The organism is Rathayibacter sp. KR2-224 (assembly GCF_049446075.1).
Lineage (GTDB): Bacteria > Actinomycetota > Actinomycetes > Actinomycetales > Microbacteriaceae > Humibacter.
Genome location: NZ_JBMSEB010000001.1, coordinates 82659 through 102531, shown reverse-complemented (window position 1 = coordinate 102531; position 19873 = coordinate 82659). Strand labels below are relative to the sequence as shown.

Here is a 19873-nt window from a genome sequence, read left to right as displayed (position 1 = left end):
CCAAGCCTGTGCGCGCACGACCGAGTCGTCGCCAGCGCCGGCGGATCAGTTGTTGGCCAGCTCCTCGGCCACGAGGAACGCGAGCTCGAGCGATTGCGAGTGGTTCAGGCGCGGGTCGCAGAGTGACTCGTACCTCGTGGCCAGGGTCGCCTCGTCGATGTGCTCGGAGCCGCCGAGGCATTCGGTGACGTCGTCCCCCGTGAGCTCGATGTGGATGCCGCCGGGGATGGTTCCCGCCTCGCGGTGAGCCTCGAAGAAGCCCTTCACCTCGTCGACAACGTCGTCGAAGCGCCTCGTCTTGTAGCCGGTCGGCGTTGTCAGGCCGTTGCCGTGCATGGGGTCGGTCACCCAGAGCGGGGTCGCGCCGTGACGCTTGATGGCTTCGAGAAGCGGCGGGAGGGCATCCCTGATCTTGCCGGCGCCCATGCGCGTGATGAACGTGAGGCGACCCGGCTCGCGTGCGGGATCGAGTTTGTCGATCAGACGGAACATGTCGTCTGGCGATGTCGAGGGCCCCAGCTTTACGCCGATGGGATTGCGCACACGCGAGAGAAAGTCGACATGGGCTCCGTCGATCTGCCTCGTGCGCTCGCCGATCCAGACGAAGTGCGCTGACGTGTTGTACGGAGTGCCCGTGCGGGAGTCGATGCGCGTCATCGGGCGCTCGTAGTCCATGAGAAGGGCTTCGTGGCTGGAGTAGAACTCGACCCGCTTGATCTCGTCGAAGTCGGCGCCCGCCGCCTCCATGAACTTGATGGCGCGGTCGATCTCTCTGGCGAGCCCCTCGTAACGCTGGTTGGCGGGGTTCGCTGCGAACCCGCGGTTCCAGCTGTGGACCTCGCGAAGATCCGCGAAACCGCCCTGCGTGAATGCTCGGATGAGGTTCAGCGTGGATGCCGCCGTGTGATAGCCCTGCACCAGCCGCCGCGGCTCGGCCGTGCGCGACTCGACGGTGAAGTCGTAGCCGTTGACCATGTCTCCGCGGTAGGCGGGAAGGGTCACCCCGCCGCGGGTCTCGCTGTCGCTGGAACGCGGCTTGGCGAACTGCCCGGCCATTCGACCCATCTTGATGACGGGGACCGACGCACCGTAGGTGAGCACGACCGCCATCTGCAGAACCGTCTTGACCCGGTTGCGGATCTGGTCGGCAGTCGCGCCCGCAAAAGTCTCGGCGCAGTCGCCGCCCTGCAGCAAGAACGCTCCCCCGTTGGCCGCCGCCGCGAGCCTCGTTCGCAGCTGGTCCACCTCGCCGGCGAACACGAGCGGCGGCAGGGTCGCAATTTCTTCGGAGACGGCGCGCGCGGCATCCGTATCGGGCCAGGCCGGCTGCTGGTGGGCCTCGAGCGTTCGCCAGTGGTCGAGACCGGCGATCACTGATTCATCGGCGGGGATGACGGGGTCGTTGTCGAGCAGCACGGGCGGCTGTTCCACCTCTCACGGATCGGCGCGGGCCTACGCACACGGTTTAGACTGACTCGGGACGGCGGCGGTCGTTCGCCACGAATGGCGAGGCCGGGCGGTCGAGGCGGCATAGGACCGGGACCGGAGGCGGGTTGCCCGCCGTCAGACGACGTTCAGCCTACCTGGCCAGCGCGCTGCGCCGCTCCTTGACGGTCGAGGCGTACACGTCTTCGTATTCCTGCCCACCGAGCCCGTGCAGCGAGTAGATGATCTCGTCGGTGATCGAGCGCAGGATGAAGCGGTCGCCCTCGAGGCCCTCGAACCGGGAGAAGTCGAGCGGGTCACCGAACACGACGCCGACACGTCTGACGCGCGGAAGCCGTGAGCCGATCGGCATGATCTCTTGCGTTCCGATCATGACCACCGGGACCACGGGAACGTGTCCCTCCAGGATCATGCGGGCCACACCCGTGCGCCCACGGTAGAGGCGCCCGTCCGGGCTCCTGGTGCCTTCCGGGTAGATGCCGAGGATCTCTCCCCTCGCCAGCACGCCGAGCCCGGTGTTCAACGAGGCTTCGGATGCCGGCCCGCCGCCCCGGTCGATGGGCAGCTGGCCGGTGGCCTTCATGAAGGTCTTCATCAGCCAGCCGATCGGGCCACGGCGTGTGAAGTAGTCGCTCTTCGCCAGAAACGACACGTGCCTGTTCACGACGAGCGGGAGGAAGAGGGAGTCGATGAACGAGAGATGGTTGCTGGCGAGGATGACGGCGCCGTCTTTCGGCACATTCTCGAGACCGATCACCCATGGCCGGAAGATCGCGCAAAGCGCGGGGCCCGCGACCACGTACTTCAACAGCCAGTAGAACACTTCTCGGGCAACCCTTCCGTAGCGTGCAGGTGCAGCCTAGCCGCGACTGAGCCGAGAGCCGCGGATCCTTTCTCGACCCCTCAATGGTTGGTTGCGTAGACCCTTGCCAGGTCGGCAGCTCCGACGACTCCAGCGTCATTCACGAGCTCTGCGATGCGGAACTCCGGTTCTGGGTGGAAGCCGCGGGCTGGAAGGTTCTCGAGATAGGCACTGCGGATGGGTTCCAGCAGCAGGTCTCCTGCTTGCGCCACTCCGCCGCCGAACACGAACATCTGCGGATCGAGCACCGCACCGAGGCTCGCACTGGCCTGTCCGAGCCAGTCACCGAGCTGTCGGAGCGCGGCAAGCGCCCCTGGATCCCCTTGCTGAATGAGGGCGCTGATGTCGTTGCCGGTCAGCACCCCAGTTCTCGCCCTTGAGTCGGCGAGAGCCTGCCCGATTCCGCCCTGATCGGCCAACTCGTTCGCGTACCTCTGCAGAGCGCGGCCGGAGCCGTACTGCTCTATGCATCCGCGCGCGCCGCACCCGCACAACAGTCCGCCGGGCACGACGCGCATGTGGCCGAGTTCGGCGCCCGCGCCGAACCCGCCGCGGAACAGCCTGTCCTCGCTGACGATCGCACCGCCCACACCGGTTCCGATCGTGAGGATGACCATGTCGCTCACCAGCCGGCCGGCTCCGAACCTGAACTCGGCCCATCCGGCGGCGTTGGCGTCGTTCTCGATCACGACCGGAACGTCGACCCTCGTCTCGATCTTCTGCCGAAGCGGTTCGTTGCGCCACGCGATGTTGGGCGCGTAGTAGACGGTGGACTGAGCGGCGTCGATGAAGCCCGCCGCCGCAACGCCGGCGGCGACCGGCTCCGCGTCGACTCCGAGCCTCGTGATCATCGAAACGACGGCGTCTTCGATGCCCTTTGCATCCTTTGGCGTGGGCACCCGATCCTCACGGATGATGGTCCCCAACTCGTCCACGAGCGCCCCGGCGATCTTCGTGCCGCCGATGTCGATTCCGATCGCGTGCACGCTTGAGGTCGCCTTTCGTCGGAGGAGCTCGGGCCGTCAGCAGGCAGCCATGCAGCATAGAGTGTAGTGGTTGTATCGGTGCCGAAGGAGCTACCAGTGAACCATGCCGAAACGCCCGCCGTTGTGCCCGCCGACCCGGACGCGAACGCCGCTGACCTGCTGGTCGGCCGTGTCGCCGAGACCCCGGACAAGGCGCTTTTCGCAAAGCCGGCGGGCGATGGCTGGACCGATGTAACGGCGGCCGAATTCGAGGCAGAGGTGATTGCCCTGGCCAAGGGGCTCGTCGCCGCCGGCGTGCAGCCCGCCGAGAAGATCGGCATCATGTGCCGCACTCGCTACGAATGGTCGCTCATCGACTTCGCTACCTGGTATGCCGGAGCCGTGCTCGTGCCCATCTATGACACGAGTTCTCCCCTCCAGGTGCAGTGGAACCTCAGCGACTCGGGTGCGAGCGCGCTCTTCCTCGAGACGGCCGACCACTTCGCGCGCTTCGACGAGGTAGCCGCCGACCTGCCGAAGATCCGCAACGTGTGGCAGATCGAGCTGGGCGACCTGGACAAGATCGTCGCGGCGGGTCGGGATGTACCTGACGAGGAGATCATCCGACGCCGCGGCCTGGCGAAGGGTGCAGACCTCGCCACCATCATCTACACATCGGGTTCCATGGGCCGGCCGAAGGGGTGCGTGATAACGCACTCGAACTTCGTCGAGCTGTCGCGCAATTCGGCCGTGGCGCTGCACGAGGTCGTCGACGACGTTCAGGGAGCATCCACGCTGCTGTTCATCCCGCTCGCGCACGTGTTCGCGAGGTTCATCTCAGTGTTGTCCGTGCACGGCGGTGTGCGCGTGGGACACCAGCCAGACACCCGCAACCTTCTGCCCTCGCTCGGCACCTTCAAGCCCAGCTTCCTTCTCGCGGTGCCTCGCGTCTTCGAGAAGGTGTACAACTCCGCCGAGCAGAAGGCCGAGTCCAGCGGCAGGGGCGCCATCTTCCGCAAGGCGGCCGATACCGCCGTCGAGTATTCCAAGGCGCGGGACTCCGGAAATCCCGTTCCGCTCGGTCTCAGGTTGCAGTACGCCCTCTACAACCGGCTCGTGTTCGCCAAGCTCCGCGCCGCGATGGGTGGCAACGTGCGGTACGCGGTCTCGGGATCCGCGCCGCTCGGCGCCCGGCTCGGGCACTTCTTCCACAGCATGGGCATCAAGGTTCTCGAGGGCTACGGCCTCACCGAGACCACGGCGCCGGCGACCGTGAACCTGCCGCAGCGGTCGAAGATCGGCACGGTCGGCCTTCCTCTGCCGGGCGTGGCGATCCGGATCGAGGACGACGGCGAGATTCTCGTCAGGGGCGTCGACGTGTTCAAGGAGTACTGGAACAACCCGGTCCAGACCGCCGAGGCATTCGAAGACGGCTGGTTCAAGACCGGCGACCTCGGCAGCCTCGACGAAGACGGCTACCTCACCATCACCGGTCGTAAGAAGGAGATCATCGTGACGGCGGGCGGCAAGAACGTCGCTCCAGCGGTGCTCGAGGATCCCATCCGCGCCAACCCCTTGGTGGGGCAGGTCGTGGTCGTCGGCGATCAGAAGCCGTTCATCGGCTGCCTGATCACGCTCGACCCGGAGATGCTCCCCGTGTGGCTGCACAACAACGGCGAGGATGCCGCGATGCCGCTCGAGGTGGCGGCCAAGCATCCTGCTGTTCTCGCGGAATTGCAGAAGGCGATCGATGTGGCGAACAGTCATGTGTCGCGCGCCGAGTCGATCCGCAAGTTCGTGGTGCTGCCCACCGAGTTCAGCGAGCAGAGCGGGCACCTGACGCCGAAGCTCAGCATCAAGCGCAACGAGATCCTCAAGGACTTCGCGGGCGAGATCGAGTCTCTGTACTCGAACTCGCCCGCTACAGAGGGCTTCTCACTGCGTTGAGCTGAGCTCGCGGGGTGCGGCCCGCATGCCGCACCCGGGCCTCAGAACCAGTCGCTCTCGCGCACCTTGCGCATGGCCTCGCGTCGCCGCTCGGGTGCGAGTCGCTTGAGGTACACGATGCCGTCGAGGTGATCGGTCTCGTGCTGCAGCGCCTGCGCAAGCACGCCGGTGCCCTCGACAACCACCTCGTTGCCGTCGAGATCGGTTCCTCTGGCCTTCGCGTAGGTGTGTCGTGGGGTGGGGAACCAGAGGCCGGGAACCGACAGGCATCCCTCGTCGATCTCCTCGACCTCGTCTCCCAGTTCGACGATCTCGGGGTTGATCAGGTAGCCCACCTGTCCGTCGACGTTGTAGCTGAACGCCCGAAGTCCGACGCCGATCTGGCACGCGGCCACCCCGGCACGTCCCTCCACCTTGACGCTGTCCAGGAGATCGGTGACCAGAGCGCGCACACCCCCGTCGACGTTCGTGATGGGCTCGGACACCGTGCGCAGCACAGGGTCGCCGTAGAGGCGGATCGGGCGATCGGGCATCCGCACATTTTATAGGGACGGACGGTCGGCACTTGTTCGCCCGCCATCGACCGCTAGTCCGGGCTCACCACGACCAGGAGGTCACCGGCGTCGACCTGTTGCGTCTTCGGTACGGCCAGCCGCGCCACGGTTCCGGAGATGGGAGACGCGATGGCGGCCTCCATCTTCATCGCCTCGATGGATGCCACTGGCGCGCCGGCCGAGACGCGCTCGCCCACCTGCACCTGCAGCGTGATCACTCCCGAGAACGGTGCAGCGATGTGGCCGGGGATGGAGGCATCCGCCTTCTCGGCGGCCTTCGTCTCGACCGTGATGGAGCGGTCCCGAACGAAGACGGGGCGAAGCTGCCCGTTCAGCGTCGTCATAACGGTGCGAATGCCCTTGTCGTCCGCCTCGCCGATCGCCTCGAGCCCCGCATACAGACGCACGCCAGGACCGAGCCGGATGATGTGCTCGCGTCCGCGGGTGAGTCCGTAGAGGTAGTCGGCCGTGTCGAGAACGGACACGTCGCCGAAGAGCTCCCGCACCTGCTCGAACTGCCTGGCGGGGCCCGGGAACAGCAGACGGTTCAACGTGGTCCGCCGTATGCCCGAATCGCCCGAGAGGCCGGCCCTGTCGTCTTCAGACAGGTCGGCCACCCCGATGCGCACGTTCTTGCCATCAAGGACCCTGCTGCGGAACGGCTCGGGCCAACCGCCCGGAAGGTCGCCGAGCTCACCGGCCATGAAACCGACGACCGAGTCGGGCACGTCGTACTTCTGGGGGTTCTTCTCGAAGTCGTCCGGATCGGCGTGCACCGCCGCCAGGTGCAGAGCCAGGTCGCCGACGACCTTCGATGACGGGGTGACCTTCGGAATGCGGCCGAGGATGCGGTCGGCCGCCGCGTACATGTCCTCGATGAGTTCGAAGTCGTCGGCCAGGCCAAGGGCTTTTGCCTGCTGCCTCAGGTTGGAGAGCTGCCCGCCAGGGATCTCGTGCGTGTAAACGCGTCCGGTCGGGCCGGGCAGGCCGGATTCAAATGGTGCATAAAGGCCGCGCACCGCCGCCCAGTACGGCTCGAGGTCCGTCACGTTCTTCAGCGGAATGCCCGTGTCCCGCTCGGTGTGCGCAAGGGCCGCGACGAGAGCGGATGCCGACGGCTGGCTGGTGGTGCCCGCCATGGGTGCGCTCGCGACGTCTACCGCATCGGCGCCTGCCGCGCTGGCCGCCAGGAGCGTGGCGAGCTGACCACCCGCCGTGTCGTGTGTGTGCACATGCACCGGAAGGTCGAAGTTCTGCCGGAACGATCGAACGAGCAACTCGGCGGCGCCTGGGCGCAGCAGGCCGGCCATGTCTTTGATGGCGAGCACGTGCGCGCCGGAGGCGACGATGCTCTCCGCCAGGCGGAGGTAGTAGTCGAGCGTGTACAGGTCTTCGGCCGGGTCGAGAACATCGCCCGTGTAGCAGACGGCCACTTCCGCGACAGCCGTTCCGGTCTCCAGGACGGCGTCGATGGCCGGCCGCATCTGGCTCACGTCGTTGAGCGCGTCGAAGATGCGGAAGATGTCCACGCCCGTCGATGCGGCCTCGCGCACGAAGGCATCCGTCACCTCGGTGGGATACGGGGTGTAGCCCACCGTGTTACGTCCGCGCAGCAGCATCTGGATGTTGATGTTCGGGAGCGCCGTTCGGAGCGCGGCGAGCCGCTCCCATGGGTCTTCGCCGAGGAACCGAAGGGCCACATCGTAGGTGGCGCCTCCCCATGCCTCGACCGAGAGCAGTTGCGGGGTCAGCCTGGCGACATATGGCGCGGCGGCGAGCAGATCTTTGGTGCGCACGCGAGTGGCGAGCAACGACTGATGGGCGTCGCGGAACGTCGTCTCTGTGACCGCGAGTGCGGTCTGCGCGCGCAGGTCCGCCGCGAACGCGGCCGGGCCGAGCGCGAGGAGCCGCTGCCTGTAGCCGTCGGGGGCAGGCTCGGTGAGGTCGACGTCCGGCAGCTTCGCGACGGGGTCCGGGCCCAGCGGCCTCGATCCGTTCGGCTGGTTCACCGTCACGTCGACGAGCCAGTTCAGCAGCTTCGTGCCGCGGTCTTTCGACACGCGTCCGCGCAGCAGCTGCGGTCGCTCCTCGATGAACGACGTGCTCAGGTCGCCTTCGACGAACGACTGGTCGTCGAGCACGGCCTGGAGGAACGGGATGTTGGTGGCCACTCCGCGAATGCGGAACTCGGCGAGGGCCCGTCGTGCGCGCAGCACAGCCGCGCCGAAGTCGCGTCCCCTGCAGGTGAGCTTCGCGAGCATGGAGTCGAAGTGCGGACTGATCTGCGCACCGGCGGCAACCGTGCCGCCGTCCAGCCGGATGCCGCCGCCACCGGGCGAGCGGTAGGTCGTGATTGTGCCCGTGTCCGGCCGGAACCCCTGGGTGGGATCCTCTGTCGTGATGCGGCACTGGATGGCGGCGCCGTGCAGCTGGATCTTCTCCTGGTGCAAACCGAGGTCGGCAAGGGTCTCCCCTGCGGCTATGCGCATCTGCGACTGCACCAGGTCCACATCGGTCACCTCTTCCGTGACCGTGTGCTCCACCTGGATGCGCGGGTTCATCTCGATGAACACGTGCTGTCCTGCGCGCTCCCCCGCTGTGTCCAGCAGGAATTCGACGGTTCCCGCGTTCACGTAGCCGATGGACTCGGCGAACGCGATGGCATCCCGATAGAGCGACCGACGGATGTCGTCTGGCAGGTTGGGCGCCGGCGCGATCTCGAGCACCTTCTGGTGTCGTCGCTGCACGGAGCAGTCGCGTTCGAAGAGGTGCACTGTGTGGCCGGTGGCATCGGCGAGGACCTGCACCTCGATGTGCCTGGGGCGCAGCACCGCCTGCTCGAGGAACATGGTCGGATCGCCGAACGCGCTGTCCGCCTCACGCATGGCCTCCTCGAGCGCGGGACGGAGCTCCGACATGGTGTTCACGCGGCGCATTCCGCGCCCGCCTCCGCCTGCCACCGCCTTGGCGAAGATGGGAAAGCCGATCGCTTCCGCGCCCGCGAGGAGTTCGTCGACGTCTCGCGACGGCGGCGTCGAGGCGAGCACCGGCACGCCGGCTGCGATGGCGTGCTCCTTGGCCGTGACCTTGTTGCCCGCCATGCGCAGCACATCGGCATTCGGGCCGATGAAGGTGATGCCTGCAGCGGCAGCGGCCTCGGCCAATTCGGGGTTCTCGGAGAGGAACCCGTAGCCGGGATAGATCGCATCGGCGCCGGCCTGCTTGGCGACCCGGATGATCTCGTCGACATCGAGATATGCCCGCACCGGATGCCCGGCCTCGCCGATCTCGTACGCCTCGTCCGCCTTGAGCCGGTGCATCGAGTTGCGGTCCTCGTAGGGGAACACCGCGACCGTTCGGGCACCGAGTTCGTAAGCCGCACGGAACGCCCTGATGGCAATCTCCCCGCGGTTGGCGACCAGGATCTTCGTGAACATGAGAGCCTCTCTGGCGGGGCACGCGCCGCTCAGCGAACGGTTAGGTTCTCCAAGACTACTGACGGTAACGTTGCCTCTTGTGCATGTGCTCAGCGTCAGTTCCCTCAAAGGCGGTGTCGGCAAGACGACCGTGACTTTGGGGCTGGCCTCTGCCGCTTTCGCCAAGGGGCTGCGCACCCTCGTCGTGGATCTCGACCCGCAGTCGGATGTCTCCACCGGCATGGATATCGCGATCGCCGGCCACCTCAATGTGGCCGATGTACTGGCATCCCCTAAAGAGAAGGTCGTGCGGGCCGCGATCGCGCCCAGTGGCTGGACGCGTGGACGGCCGGGCAAGGTCGATGTCATGATCGGCAGCCCTTCTGCGATCAACTTCGATGGTCCGCATCCCTCCATTCGCGACATCTGGAAGCTCGAAGAGGCGCTCGCGAACGTCGAACACGACTACGATCTCGTGCTCATCGACTGCGCCCCTTCCCTCAACGCACTCACCCGCACTGCATGGGCCGCGAGCGACCGCGTATCCGTGGTCACCGAGCCCGGGTTGTTCTCCGTGGCGGCCGCGGATCGTGCCCTGCGCGCCATCGAAGAGATCAGGCGCGGCCTCTCCCCCAGGCTGCAGCCACTCGGCATCATCGTCAACCGCGCGCGCATCCAGTCTCTGGAGCATCAGTTCCGCATCAAGGAGCTCCGCGACATGTTCGGCCCACTCGTGCTCTCGCCGCAGCTGCCGGAGCGCACCTCGCTGCAGCAGGCGCAGGGAGCAGCGAAGCCGCTGCACGTGTGGCCGGGCGAGAGCGCACAGGAGATGGCGCACAACTTCGACATGCTGCTCGAGCGCGTTCTGCGCACAGCACGCATGGGCGAGTACGCAGACAACTGACTGAGCCGAGAGCCGAGCGAGCTTGCTCGCTCGACCCAGGCGAGGGAATGTTGTTGAGCGCGCGGCCGCGAGCACAACTGGCCGAGGCTCTCGATACCGGTGGTCGAGTAGCGACGAAGTCGCGTATCGAAACCGGGTCGGGTGCGGGGGTTTCGGTACGCGCGCTTCGCGTGCTACTCAACCCACGGTGGAACCTGCGCTTCGCGCTACTCAACCCACGGTGAGGCGCGCTTCGCCGCTAGGAGATCTTCTTGGCGGCTCGACGGAGGGCGAGCTCGTCCATGGCATCGGATGCCTGCACATCCAGCTCGACGAGGCTCGTCTCGACCTCACGCAGCACCTTGCCGACCGCGATGCCGAACACACCCTGGCCTCTACCGACCAGGTCGATGACCTCGTCATCCGAGGTGCACAGGTAGACGCTGGCACCATCGCTCATGAGCGTGGTTTGGGCCAGGTCGTTGACGCCTTCTTTACGCAACTGCTCGACGGCAGTACGGATCTGTTGCAGTGAGATGCCGGTGTCGAGCAGTCGCTTGACGAGCTTGAGCACGAGGATGTCTCTGAACCCGTACAGCCGCTGCGATCCGCTTCCAGCCGCGCCGCGTACCGTCGGCTCGACGAGTCCAGTGCGCGCCCAGTAGTCCAGTTGCCGGTAGCTGATGCCCGCAGCACGGGCCGCGACCGCACCGCGGTAGCCGGCGACATCGTCCATCTCCGGGAGACCGTCTGTGAACAGCAGGCCGAGGTCGTAGCGAGAGTCGTCGTTCCGACGGACTTCAGTCATGCGCTTTCCCTCTCACCCGGCAGCACCTCTCTGACGAGCGGCGCACGTTCCACGGTAACCGTGCCGGCTGAGGCGATCAATGACATCCGCCCGAATGGACCGGCGTGTCGTCGCCAGTTTCCGATCACGGGGCGAGCCGCGCGATCGCGGCGCGCACGATGCTCGATCGCACGGTCTCGAGATCGTCGGCGAGTTCGCGTCCCAGTTCGCCGGCACGAGCCCGCGCGCTGGCGTCGCGACGCCGAAGCACTGGTGCCAGCGCCGTCTCGATGAGTCCGATGTCGCGCTCGGCGGACGCCCTCAGGCCCCGAAGGTGGCGCGGCTCGATGCCGGACCGGTGTAGCTCGACAAGAGCCTTGAGCACGGTGAGCTGATCCTCGCCGTACACCTCTGACGGCACGATGAGCGAGGCCGCAACGGCCTCTTGCAGAAGTGCGGGCGAAGCATCCGCTTCACTGAGCAGTTCGTCGCGGCTGAACCGCCTGCCGGTGGAGAGCATGGTCGGACGGGTCGGGCCGACCGTGCCGGACAGGATGGGCGTGCGGCCGGCATCCTGCTCGGCGAGATAGGAGCGGATTACCTTCAACGGCAGGTAATGATCACGCTGCAGGGTGAGGATGGTGCGAAGCCGCTCCACGTCGTCTGCACCGAACTTTCGGTAACCCGACGCGGTACGCGCGGGCGTCACAAGACCCTGCTCCTCGAGGAAGCGCAGCTTCGAAGGTGCAAGGTCGGGGAAGTCGGGTGTGAGCTGCGCCAGCACCTGCCCGATGCTCAGCAGGGCGGGTCCGCGGGCGACCGCGGAACCGCGCGCCTGGGACTCGCGAGCCATCAGGCCGACGCCGACGCGTCCAGATCGGAACGGGCCGCGTAGAAGGTGAGCCGGAACTTTCCGACCTGAACCTCCGCCCCGTCGGTCAGCACCGCACTCTCGACGCGGACGCCGTCGAAGTAGGTCCCGTTGAGCGACCCGAGGTCTTTCACCTCAAACGCTTTGCCGTGCCTGATGAACTCGGCGTGACGCCGCGAGACGGTGACGTCGTCGAGGAAGATGTCAGCGTCTGGATGTCTGCCAGCAGTCGTCACATCCGCGTCGAGCAGGAAGCGCGCACCGGTGTTCGGTCCGCGCCGAACGACGAGCAGCGCCGACCCGCTCGGCAGGGCTTTGATCGCCTCGCGCTCTTCGGGGGTCACACCGGCCGCCTGGGCGTTCATCGCCGTGGCGAAGTCCTCACCGAAACCGGCGGTCGTGTCGCCCGAGTCGTGTGGTTCGCGGTTCGGGTTGTTCAGCTCAGCCACCGTCGACCTCCTCTCCCGAAAGCGTATCGGATGCCGCACCCGCGGGGACAGGCGTACCCCGAACGACGCGGCCCGTTTCCCTGAGGTAGAGGATGCCTGCCCACCAGTACAAGAAGGCACCCCACAGCGCGATGGCCCAGCCGACCGGCTGGGAGGCCCAGGCGATGACCGGAAAAGCCTCGCCGAGCATGAGAACGGGAAGCGCTACGAGCAGCGCGAACGTCGCGATCTTGCCGAGATGGTGCACGGGAAGCGGGCCGTGACCGTGGTTCGCGAGCACGATGCCGAGCACCAGCAGCATCACGTCGCGGGCGACGATGGCCGCGACCAGCCACCAGGGCAGAAGCTCGCGCCAGGCGAGACCGATGAGCGCAGCGAAGATGTACAGGCGGTCGGCTGCCGGGTCGAGCAGCTGACCTAGGCGAGAGACCTGCCGCAGCCGCCTCGCCAGGAAACCGTCGAAGAAGTCGGTGACGCTCGCGACGACGAGCACCAGGAGGGCGACGGCATCCCATCCTGCGATGACGAACCACAGGAAGATGGGAACAAGGGCGAGCCGGAAGAAGCTCAGCACGTTGGGGATGGTGAGCACCCGAGAGGAGACCGCGCCGGATGCCTGTGCCACGCCTCGCAATCTTAGTGCGACCCTTTGTTACCTGAGTGCGGCCCTAGAATTCGGTACATGTCCCCCGTGATCGTCTGCCTGTGGATCCTCGCCGTCGTCTGCGTGACGACCTGGGTGCTCTCGCTACTCACCGCGGAGTACTCATGGGTGGACCGCATCTGGTCGGTCGTCCCCGTTTTCTACGTGTGGGTGTACGCGATCGCGGCGCACCTGTCGGACGTGCGCTTGGATGTGATGGCCGCCCTTGTCACGCTCTGGGGTGCACGCCTCACGTTCAACTTCGCCAGGAAGGGCGGGTATGCCCCCGGCGGAGAGGACTACCGGTGGGCGCACCTGCGCAGCCGCATCGCGGGCTGGAAGTGGTTCCTCTTCAACCTGCTGTTCATCGTCGTGTACCAGAACGTGCTCATCTTCTTGTTCACGACTCCCGCTTGGACGGCGTACGAGCATCAGACGCCGTTCACCGTGCTCGACGTCGTGGCGGTTGTCGTGTTCCTCGCGTTCCTGTTCGGCGAGACTGCCGCGGATCAGCAGCAGTGGGACTTCCACCGTTGGAAGGCCGCAGAGCTCGCCTCCGGCCGCAAGCCGCAGCCCCGTTTTCTGCAGTCGGGCCTGTTCCGCTTCTCCCGGCATCCGAACTTCTTCTTCGAGCTCGGGCAGTGGTGGGTGATCTTCTTCTTCGGAGCGATCGCCGCTCGCTCCGTGCTGCAGTGGACCGTGATCGGCGCCGTACTGCTCACGGCGACGTTCGTCGGGTCGACCATCTTCACCGAGAGCATCTCCCGCACTCGCTATCCGGAGTACGCCGACTACCAGGCTCGGACCTCTGCCGTCGTGCCCTGGCTGCCGCGACGACGCCGAGGCGTCGCAGCGGGCTGAGCACACGCGCGCTCCGATCCCTCTGGACGTCGTAGGCCGCGGCTAGCCTTGGCGTATGTCGTGCATCCGGTTCAATACACCTGCCCAGCGCGAAGCCATGCGGCGCGCCGCGCCCGCGATGCTGACGTCGGAAGAGGTCGCCGCGCTGCACCCCATGCCGCCGGTCACGGAAAGCAAGATCAGACGCCTGCGCCTTCTGGCTCGCGACGATAATCCGAAGATCCGTCAGAGCGTCGCCAGCAGCTACAACACGCCCCACGACCTCTTCGAAACCCTGGCTCACGACCCGGACGAAGGCGTGCGGGCCTGCGTCGCGCGCAACGAGGCCACCCCGTGCGACGTGCTGCGTGAGCTCGCCGGCGACCGCTCTGAGATGGTGCGCGGTTGGGTCGCGGTGAACTACTTCGTGCCAGAGGATGCCATGGCGCGCCTGGCCGAGGACAGCAGCGCCACCGTGCGCTCGCTCGTCAAGTGGAAGGTGTCGCTCTCGAACGACGGTGCCGAACAGGTCGATGCGCACGAAACGAGGAACGGCGCGACCGCCTGAGCGAGTGAGACGCGACGAGGTTTCAGCCGAGGGCATCCATCGCGCGCCAGAGCGCGCCAGGTGACGCCGTGCTGCCGCCCAGGTTCTCGACCCGGCCTGCGAGCCCTCGGTCGGCGGTGATCACGATGGCCTGCGTGGGGTCGGAAAGCGACTCCACGTGCGCGACGATCGCGGAGTCGCCGTCGGAACCGGCGCGCACGATGACTGGCGGGTGCTCATAACCCGGGTCGGACATGCTGTTCGCCTCGCCCTCCAGCACCACGACCGTGGTCGGCCACCACAGGTCGTGCGCAAGGCCGAGCACGTCGGCCGGCCACCCACGGTCATCCAGCGCGGCGAGGCGTTGTACGAGACGCTCAGCGGCCCCCGCCCTGTCTCGCCACCAGCCGTTGGGCCGTGAGCCGACGACGTTCGCGGCATCGACCACGACGACCGGGTTGCGGAAGAGATCGGTGCGAAGAACCGGCCAGCTGGCGGCGAACCCCGGGTGCAGGGGCAGCGCCGCCACCTCGTCGACGGGAACCCAGCGCACCTCGATGCTCTCGGCATCGCCGATGACGGGCGGAAACGCGGAGTCGGCACGCGCAACGACGGTGGAGTACGTCCACCAGCCGAGGTCGAGGAGCGATAGGAAACTCGGGTGTACCACCTCCGGCGGTACTCCCGCCTCCTCGGTCGCCTCCCGCACAGCGCCGTCCCGCGCACTCTCGCCTTGATGACGGGCCCCGCCCGGAAGGCCCCAGGTTCCACCGAAATGGCTCCACTCGGCGCGGTGCTGCAACAGCACGCCGGCCTCTTCGCGAGCCACGAGCAGTCCGGCCGCTCCGAACGCTCCCCAGAACCGGCGACCGTCGGGCCCCACGACCCATTCGTCGCCGCTCCCCAGCGGACGGCGCTGCAGGTGGCCTCGACCGCCTGCCTCCGATTCGGCGGACACGCCTATCCAGCGCCGGGAGCGGATGCCACGAACGCCTCGGCCTCGGTCTCGGGCATCACGACCATGCCGCGCGTCCCGTGAGACGAAAGTGCCATCGCCTCGAGCCAGACTCTGTTGAGCTCCGGCGGGCGGCTGCCCGAGAACCGGAACTGCAATGGGACGGCAGGCGACACCCATAGGCTCACACGGCCGGATCCCTCTTCTGCCGGCACGGTCCAGTTGATCAGGAAGCTCTCCTGCAAACGGAGCTTGACGATGATCGCGATCTTGAGATGAGCCAGAGTGCGGTCGTCGATCTCGTACTCGGCGCCTGAGCCGTAGATGAGGTATCCCATTCATCCATCATCGCAGCACGCCGGCCCGCGACGTCGACCCCTTGCGCGCGCGTGCCCCTGAGCGGCAGGCATCGCCATGCCGGCGGACAGGAAGGTGCGCTCAGTGGTTGCGCAGGTCGTCGATCAGCTGGCCCTTGTTCTTCTTCGAGTACCCGGACAGACCGAGCTCTTTGGCGCGCTTCTTCAGCTCAGGCACGGTCCAGTCGTCGTAGCTGCCCGACTCACCGCCCTTGCGCCCGACGGCCGAGCGGCCGCCCTTGCGCGTTCCCGCCGCATTCGAGATGCGCGCTGCCTTCTGTTTCGAGGCGCCGTCTTCGCGCAACTCCTCGTACAACTCGGGATCCTTCAACCTGGACTTCGCTCCGCGCGGCATGGTCTCCCCCTTCGATCGGAACACCTCGCAACGCTAGAAACGGCCCGATACCGACTCAAGGGGCTTGACAGCATCCGGATGCTTCTCAGCCCGCCTTCTTGCGGGTGCGGCTCGTCGTTCGCTCCTCGCCGTCGTCGCCCGCTTTGCGCGACTTGCCTCCCGATTTACCGTCGGCCGACTTGCCCTTCTTCGTACCTCTGCTCTTCTCGACGCTGCGTCGGAGAGCCTCCATGAGGTCGAGCACCTCACCCTTCTCGCCTTCACCCTCTTCGCCGAAGGTGGCCTCCGTGTCGATCGTCTCGCCCTGCTCGAGCTTGGCGTCGATGAGCTTCTGCAGCTGGATCTGGTAGTCGTCCTCGAACTTCTCCGGCGTGAAGTCGCTCTCGTAGCTGGCGACGAGCCTGGCCGACATGTCGAGTTCCTTGTCGGTGACTCGCACATCGTCGGACAGACTCGGGAACTCCGGTTTGCGTACTTCGTCGGCCCAGAGCAGGCCCTGCAGCACGAGCACGCCGTCGCGCACCCTGAGCGCCCCGAGCCTCGTCTTCTGCCGCAGAGCGAACTGGACGATCGCCGTGCGGTTGGTGGCCTCGAGCGTCTTGCGCAGCAGCACATATGCCTTCGCCGACTTGGAATCGGGTTCGAGGTAGTAACTGCGCTCCAGCATGAGGGGGTCGACCTGGTCGTCAGGCACGAACTCGACGACCTCGATCTCGTTGCTGCGCTCCTCTGGAAGCGATGCGAGATCTTCGTCTGTGAGGATCACGGTGCGGTCTCCGTCGTCGTACGCCTTCGCGATGTGCTCGTACGGCACGATCTCGCCGTCGATCTCGCAACGGCGCTGGTAGCGAATGCGACCGCCGTCTTTGTCGTGCACCTGGTGCAGCGACACGTCGTGGTCTTCTGTCGCGCTGTAGATCTTGACCGGCACGTTCACCAGTCCGAACGCGATCACCCGCTTTCCGATTGCTCGCATACCCCTATTGCACAGCGCAGAACGCGGAACGACAAGGGCTGGACGACTCGAGCCCGGCGGACAGGGCTGCAGGGAGGCATCCGTCAAGCCGTGGGCCTGGCGCGCGAGCCGGGCGTAACGTCTCTCGCATGGCGGTGAGCAGGGCGACGACGAAGGCACGGCGCGGCACGGATGCCGGCGGCGCAGGTGGTTCGCAGATGGTCGAGATCGACGGGCACCGGCTCAAGCTGACCAACCTCGACAAGGTGTTGTACCCGGAGACCGGCACCATCAAGGGCGAGGTGGTGGACTACTACGCGCGCATAGCGCCGTACCTGATCGAGCATGCGCATGGCAGGCCGGCCACGCGTAAAAGGTGGCCGAACGGGGTCGGCACAGCCGAGCATCCCGAGCCGCCGTTCTTCCAGAAGAACCTCGACGAGGGAACGCCCGACTGGGTACCGCGCGTGACGATCGAGCACAGCGACCACGCGAACGTCTATCCGCTCGTGAACGAACCAGCCGTTCTCGCCTGGTGCGGGCAGGTCGCCGCGCTGGAGATCCACGTGCCGCAATGGCAGGCGGGGCCTCGTGGAGCACGACAGAACCCCGACAGACTCGTGCTCGACCTGGACCCTGGCGAGGGCGTCGGGCTCGCCGAGTGTGCCGAAGTAGCCGGGTGGGCGAGGAACATTCTTACGGGCATGGGGCTGGAGCCGGTTCCCGTGACCAGCGGCAGCAAGGGCATCCATCTCTACGCCAGGCTCGACGGGCGGCAGACCTCCGACCAGGTCTCGCAGGTGGCCCATGAATTGGCCCGGGCGCTGGAGGCCGATCACAAAGACGAGGTGATCAGCACGATGAAGCGTGCGGACCGGCCGGGCAAGGTCTTCATCGACTGGAGTCAGAACAACGGCAACAAGACGACGATCGCACCGTATTCGCTGCGTGGCCGATCGCATCCGATGGTCGCCGTTCCGCGTACCTGGCGCGAACTGGCCTCGCCGAAGCTCAGGCAGCTCGATTTCCACGAGGTGCTGAAGAGGGTCGCGACCAAAGGCGATCCCTTGACCGAGGCGTCGTCCGGAACGGTGGACCACATCGTCGAAACGGGTGAGCACGCGTCCGCGCACGGTTCCACGCGTGCTGGCGAGCCCTCGAAGGAGGGCGACGCAGCGCGGGAGCGCGATCGCCTCACGGTCTACCGCAGCAAGCGGGACGCCGCCAAGACGCCTGAGCCGGTGCCGAAGGGCACGCCGAAGACCACGAACGGGCGGTCTTTCGTGATCCAGAAGCACGCGGCCAGACGCTTGCACTACGACTTCCGACTGGAGCGCGACGGCGTGCTGGTGAGCTGGGCTCTCCCCAAGGGTGTGCCCACCGATGCCAAGGAGAACCATCTCGCGGTGCAGACGGAAGACCACCCACTGGACTACGGGGGGTTCGAGGGAGACATTCCGCGCGGGGAATACGGCGCCGGCCACGTGGACATCTGGGACTCGGGGGTGTACGACCTGGAGAAATGGCGGGACGGACAGGAGGTCATCGTTACGCTGCACCCCTCTCAGGACGGGGGCCTGGGCGGAAAGCCAGTGAAGGTGGCACTCATTCACACCGGGCAGTCCGCGCGCGGGGGCTCGGGCGATGAGAAGAACTGGCTGATCCACCGCATGAGCCTTGACGCCCACCGTAAGGACTACTCCCCCATGCTCGCGACGCTCGGCAAGCAGTCGCAGCTCGAGCACGACGACGAGCGGTGGGCGTTCGAGGGCAAGTGGGACGGCATCCGCGCCATCGCCTACGTGCAGGACGACACGGTTCGCCTGATGACGAGGAACGGTCACGACGTGACCGCCCAGTACCCCGAGCTGACCGCCATCGCGGAGAGCGTCCGCTCCCCGGCAGTGCTCGACGGCGAGATCGTCGCCCTGAACGACGGCCATCCCGACTTCGGCCTGCTGCAGCAGCGCATGAACCTGCAGAACGAGTCCGAGATCTCGCGCACGGCGTCACGTGTGCCTGTTCGGTACTACGCGTTCGACATCCTGGAACTCGACGGACACCAGGTGACCGGCGAGGAATACGAGGTGCGCCGCGCCGCCCTCGAGCACGTGGTCACCGACCGTCATCGCGGCGTGCTCCAGGTGCCGGATGCCGTCGATGGCCCTATCGAGAGGGCGATGGCTCAGAGTCGGCGTGAGGGACTCGAGGGCATTGTCGCGAAGGACAGACGCTCCACCTACTCCCCTGGCAGGCGCTCCACGGCATGGATCAAGGTCAAGCACCATTCGACTCAGGAGGTCGTGGTCGGCGGGTGGAAGCCGGGAGAAGGCAGGCGTGCCAACGGCATCGGGTCGCTGCTCCTCGGCATCCCGGACGGCGAGCGGCTCAAGTACGTCGGCAAGGTGGGCACCGGTTTCGACGACGCGGACCTCGACGAGATCGGGAGACGGCTCGAGGAGTTGGATGCCTCGGCGAACCCGTTCGCCGATATCCCCTCGGTCGATGCACGTGGAGTGCGCTGGGTGCGGCCCGATCTGGTGGGCGAGGTGGAATTCGCGGAGTGGACTCGTGGCGGAAGGCTGCGTCAGCCTTCATGGCGCGGCTGGCGCACCGACAAGGAACCGAACGACGTCGTACGCGAGAGCTAGCCGGGTGAAGGCTGCGCTCAGTGCTGCGTTCCGATAGCGGTCATCGACCCGTCGTCGGCGTCGAGCACCTCGTTGACCAGGCCCCTGACGATCGACTCCCAGTCGGATCCCTCGTAGTCAGTCTCCGTCTCGCCGACGATGATGCCGCCATACACCGGTTCGTGTTCCTCGCCCTCGGGCGAGACAACGATGAGTGAGCCGATCGTGCGCCCGTCGTCGGCACGCACGACCCAATCGGCCGGCCCAAGGCGGTGGACCACGTAACCGGAGCCGCGGTGCTCGAAGTGCACGTCGTCGTTCTCGAGGATGGACGCGATCATCGTCTGTCTCCCTCTCTCTAGCTTGCCGGTGGGCGGATGCCTGTGCGGCGGGTGGTGCAGGACGAACCTTG

The 19873-nt window shown here is 66.6% G+C and carries 19 protein-coding genes; 5 read left to right on the top strand and 14 right to left on the bottom strand.

The window, feature by feature from the left end; all coding sequences use genetic code 11:
- Positions 1-45 precede the first annotated feature (45 nt).
- From ACO2Q7_RS00505 to ACO2Q7_RS00495, 3 genes are all read right to left on the bottom strand, one after another.
- The gene (locus ACO2Q7_RS00505; protein WP_423355920.1) at positions 46-1374 is read right to left on the bottom strand and encodes a class II 3-deoxy-7-phosphoheptulonate synthase; all 1329 of its coding nucleotides are present in this window, start codon (positions 1372-1374) and stop codon (positions 46-48) included.
- A 205-nt stretch (positions 1375-1579) separates the two neighbouring features.
- A complete protein-coding gene (locus tag ACO2Q7_RS00500; protein WP_423353694.1) occupies positions 1580-2269 on the bottom strand; it encodes a lysophospholipid acyltransferase family protein in 690 nt (229 codons plus the stop codon).
- Positions 2270-2349: 80 nt separating this feature from the next.
- Positions 2350-3294, bottom strand: a complete 945-nt coding sequence (locus tag ACO2Q7_RS00495) for an ROK family glucokinase (RefSeq protein ID WP_423353693.1) — start codon at positions 3292-3294, stop codon at positions 2350-2352.
- 96 nt (positions 3295-3390) lie between these two features.
- Here ACO2Q7_RS00495 and ACO2Q7_RS00490 point away from each other — a divergent pair, with 96 nt between their 5' ends.
- Positions 3391-5220 (top strand): AMP-dependent synthetase/ligase, encoded by a 1830-nt coding sequence (locus ACO2Q7_RS00490; RefSeq protein ID WP_423353692.1) that lies wholly within the window; start codon positions 3391-3393, stop codon positions 5218-5220.
- 41 nt (positions 5221-5261) lie between these two features.
- On the opposite strand, the gene def is transcribed toward ACO2Q7_RS00490, so the two are convergent.
- Positions 5262-5753 (bottom strand): peptide deformylase, encoded by a 492-nt coding sequence (def, locus tag ACO2Q7_RS00485; RefSeq protein ID WP_423353691.1) that lies wholly within the window; start codon positions 5751-5753, stop codon positions 5262-5264.
- 53 nt (positions 5754-5806) lie between these two features.
- Positions 5807-9211 (bottom strand): pyruvate carboxylase, encoded by a 3405-nt coding sequence (locus ACO2Q7_RS00480; protein WP_423353690.1) that lies wholly within the window; start codon positions 9209-9211, stop codon positions 5807-5809.
- Positions 9212-9281: 70 nt separating this feature from the next.
- Between ACO2Q7_RS00480 and ACO2Q7_RS00475 the strand changes: the two genes are divergently transcribed.
- Positions 9282-10094, top strand: coding sequence for a ParA family protein (locus ACO2Q7_RS00475; RefSeq protein ID WP_423353689.1), 813 nt, complete (start codon positions 9282-9284; stop codon positions 10092-10094).
- A gap of 238 nt (positions 10095-10332) precedes the next feature.
- Here ACO2Q7_RS00475 and ACO2Q7_RS00470 read toward each other — a convergent pair whose 3' ends face one another.
- From ACO2Q7_RS00470 to ACO2Q7_RS00455, 4 genes are all read right to left on the bottom strand, one after another.
- The gene (locus ACO2Q7_RS00470) at positions 10333-10881 is read right to left on the bottom strand and encodes a MerR family transcriptional regulator (protein ID WP_423353688.1); all 549 of its coding nucleotides are present in this window, start codon (positions 10879-10881) and stop codon (positions 10333-10335) included.
- A gap of 124 nt (positions 10882-11005) precedes the next feature.
- Entirely contained in the window at positions 11006-11713 is a 708-nt protein-coding gene (locus tag ACO2Q7_RS00465; RefSeq protein WP_423353687.1) for a MerR family transcriptional regulator, read from the bottom strand.
- Positions 11713-12180, bottom strand: coding sequence for an FHA domain-containing protein (locus ACO2Q7_RS00460; protein WP_423353686.1), 468 nt, complete (start codon positions 12178-12180; stop codon positions 11713-11715). Before ACO2Q7_RS00460 ends, ACO2Q7_RS00465 begins: the two co-directional genes overlap by 1 nt.
- On the bottom strand, positions 12173-12805 hold the full coding sequence (locus ACO2Q7_RS00455; protein ID WP_423353685.1) for a CDP-alcohol phosphatidyltransferase family protein: 633 nt from the start codon (positions 12803-12805) through the stop codon (positions 12173-12175). The genes ACO2Q7_RS00460 and ACO2Q7_RS00455 overlap by 8 nt, the downstream gene beginning before the upstream one ends.
- Before the next feature lie 57 nt (positions 12806-12862).
- Between ACO2Q7_RS00455 and ACO2Q7_RS00450 the strand changes: the two genes are divergently transcribed.
- Positions 12863-13684, top strand: a complete 822-nt coding sequence (locus ACO2Q7_RS00450; RefSeq protein ID WP_423353684.1) for a DUF1295 domain-containing protein — start codon at positions 12863-12865, stop codon at positions 13682-13684.
- Positions 13685-13739: 55 nt separating this feature from the next.
- Positions 13740-14231 carry a hypothetical protein gene (locus tag ACO2Q7_RS00445; RefSeq protein WP_423353683.1) on the top strand — a complete coding sequence of 164 codons (492 nt, stop codon included), beginning with the start codon at positions 13740-13742 and terminating at the stop codon, positions 14229-14231.
- 22 nt (positions 14232-14253) lie between these two features.
- On the opposite strand, the gene ACO2Q7_RS00440 is transcribed toward ACO2Q7_RS00445, so the two are convergent.
- From ACO2Q7_RS00440 to ACO2Q7_RS00425, 4 genes are all read right to left on the bottom strand, one after another.
- Positions 14254-15168 carry an NUDIX domain-containing protein gene (locus ACO2Q7_RS00440; RefSeq protein ID WP_423353682.1) on the bottom strand — a complete coding sequence of 305 codons (915 nt, stop codon included), beginning with the start codon at positions 15166-15168 and terminating at the stop codon, positions 14254-14256.
- A gap of 2 nt (positions 15169-15170) precedes the next feature.
- Entirely contained in the window at positions 15171-15503 is a 333-nt protein-coding gene (locus tag ACO2Q7_RS00435) for a hypothetical protein (protein WP_423353681.1), read from the bottom strand.
- Positions 15504-15603: 100 nt separating this feature from the next.
- Positions 15604-15876 (bottom strand): DUF7218 family protein, encoded by a 273-nt coding sequence (locus tag ACO2Q7_RS00430; RefSeq protein WP_423355919.1) that lies wholly within the window; start codon positions 15874-15876, stop codon positions 15604-15606.
- Positions 15877-15961: 85 nt separating this feature from the next.
- A complete protein-coding gene (locus tag ACO2Q7_RS00425; protein WP_423353680.1) occupies positions 15962-16852 on the bottom strand; it encodes a Ku protein in 891 nt (296 codons plus the stop codon).
- Positions 16853-16980: 128 nt separating this feature from the next.
- Between ACO2Q7_RS00425 and ACO2Q7_RS00420 the strand changes: the two genes are divergently transcribed.
- The gene (locus ACO2Q7_RS00420) at positions 16981-19482 is read left to right on the top strand and encodes an ATP-dependent DNA ligase (RefSeq protein ID WP_423353679.1); all 2502 of its coding nucleotides are present in this window, start codon (positions 16981-16983) and stop codon (positions 19480-19482) included.
- Between the two features lie 17 nt (positions 19483-19499).
- Here the strand turns inward: ACO2Q7_RS00420 and ACO2Q7_RS00415 are convergent, their stop codons facing one another.
- On the bottom strand, positions 19500-19802 hold the full coding sequence (locus tag ACO2Q7_RS00415) for a hypothetical protein (protein ID WP_423353678.1): 303 nt from the start codon (positions 19800-19802) through the stop codon (positions 19500-19502).
- Between the last annotated feature and the right edge of the window lie 71 nt (positions 19803-19873).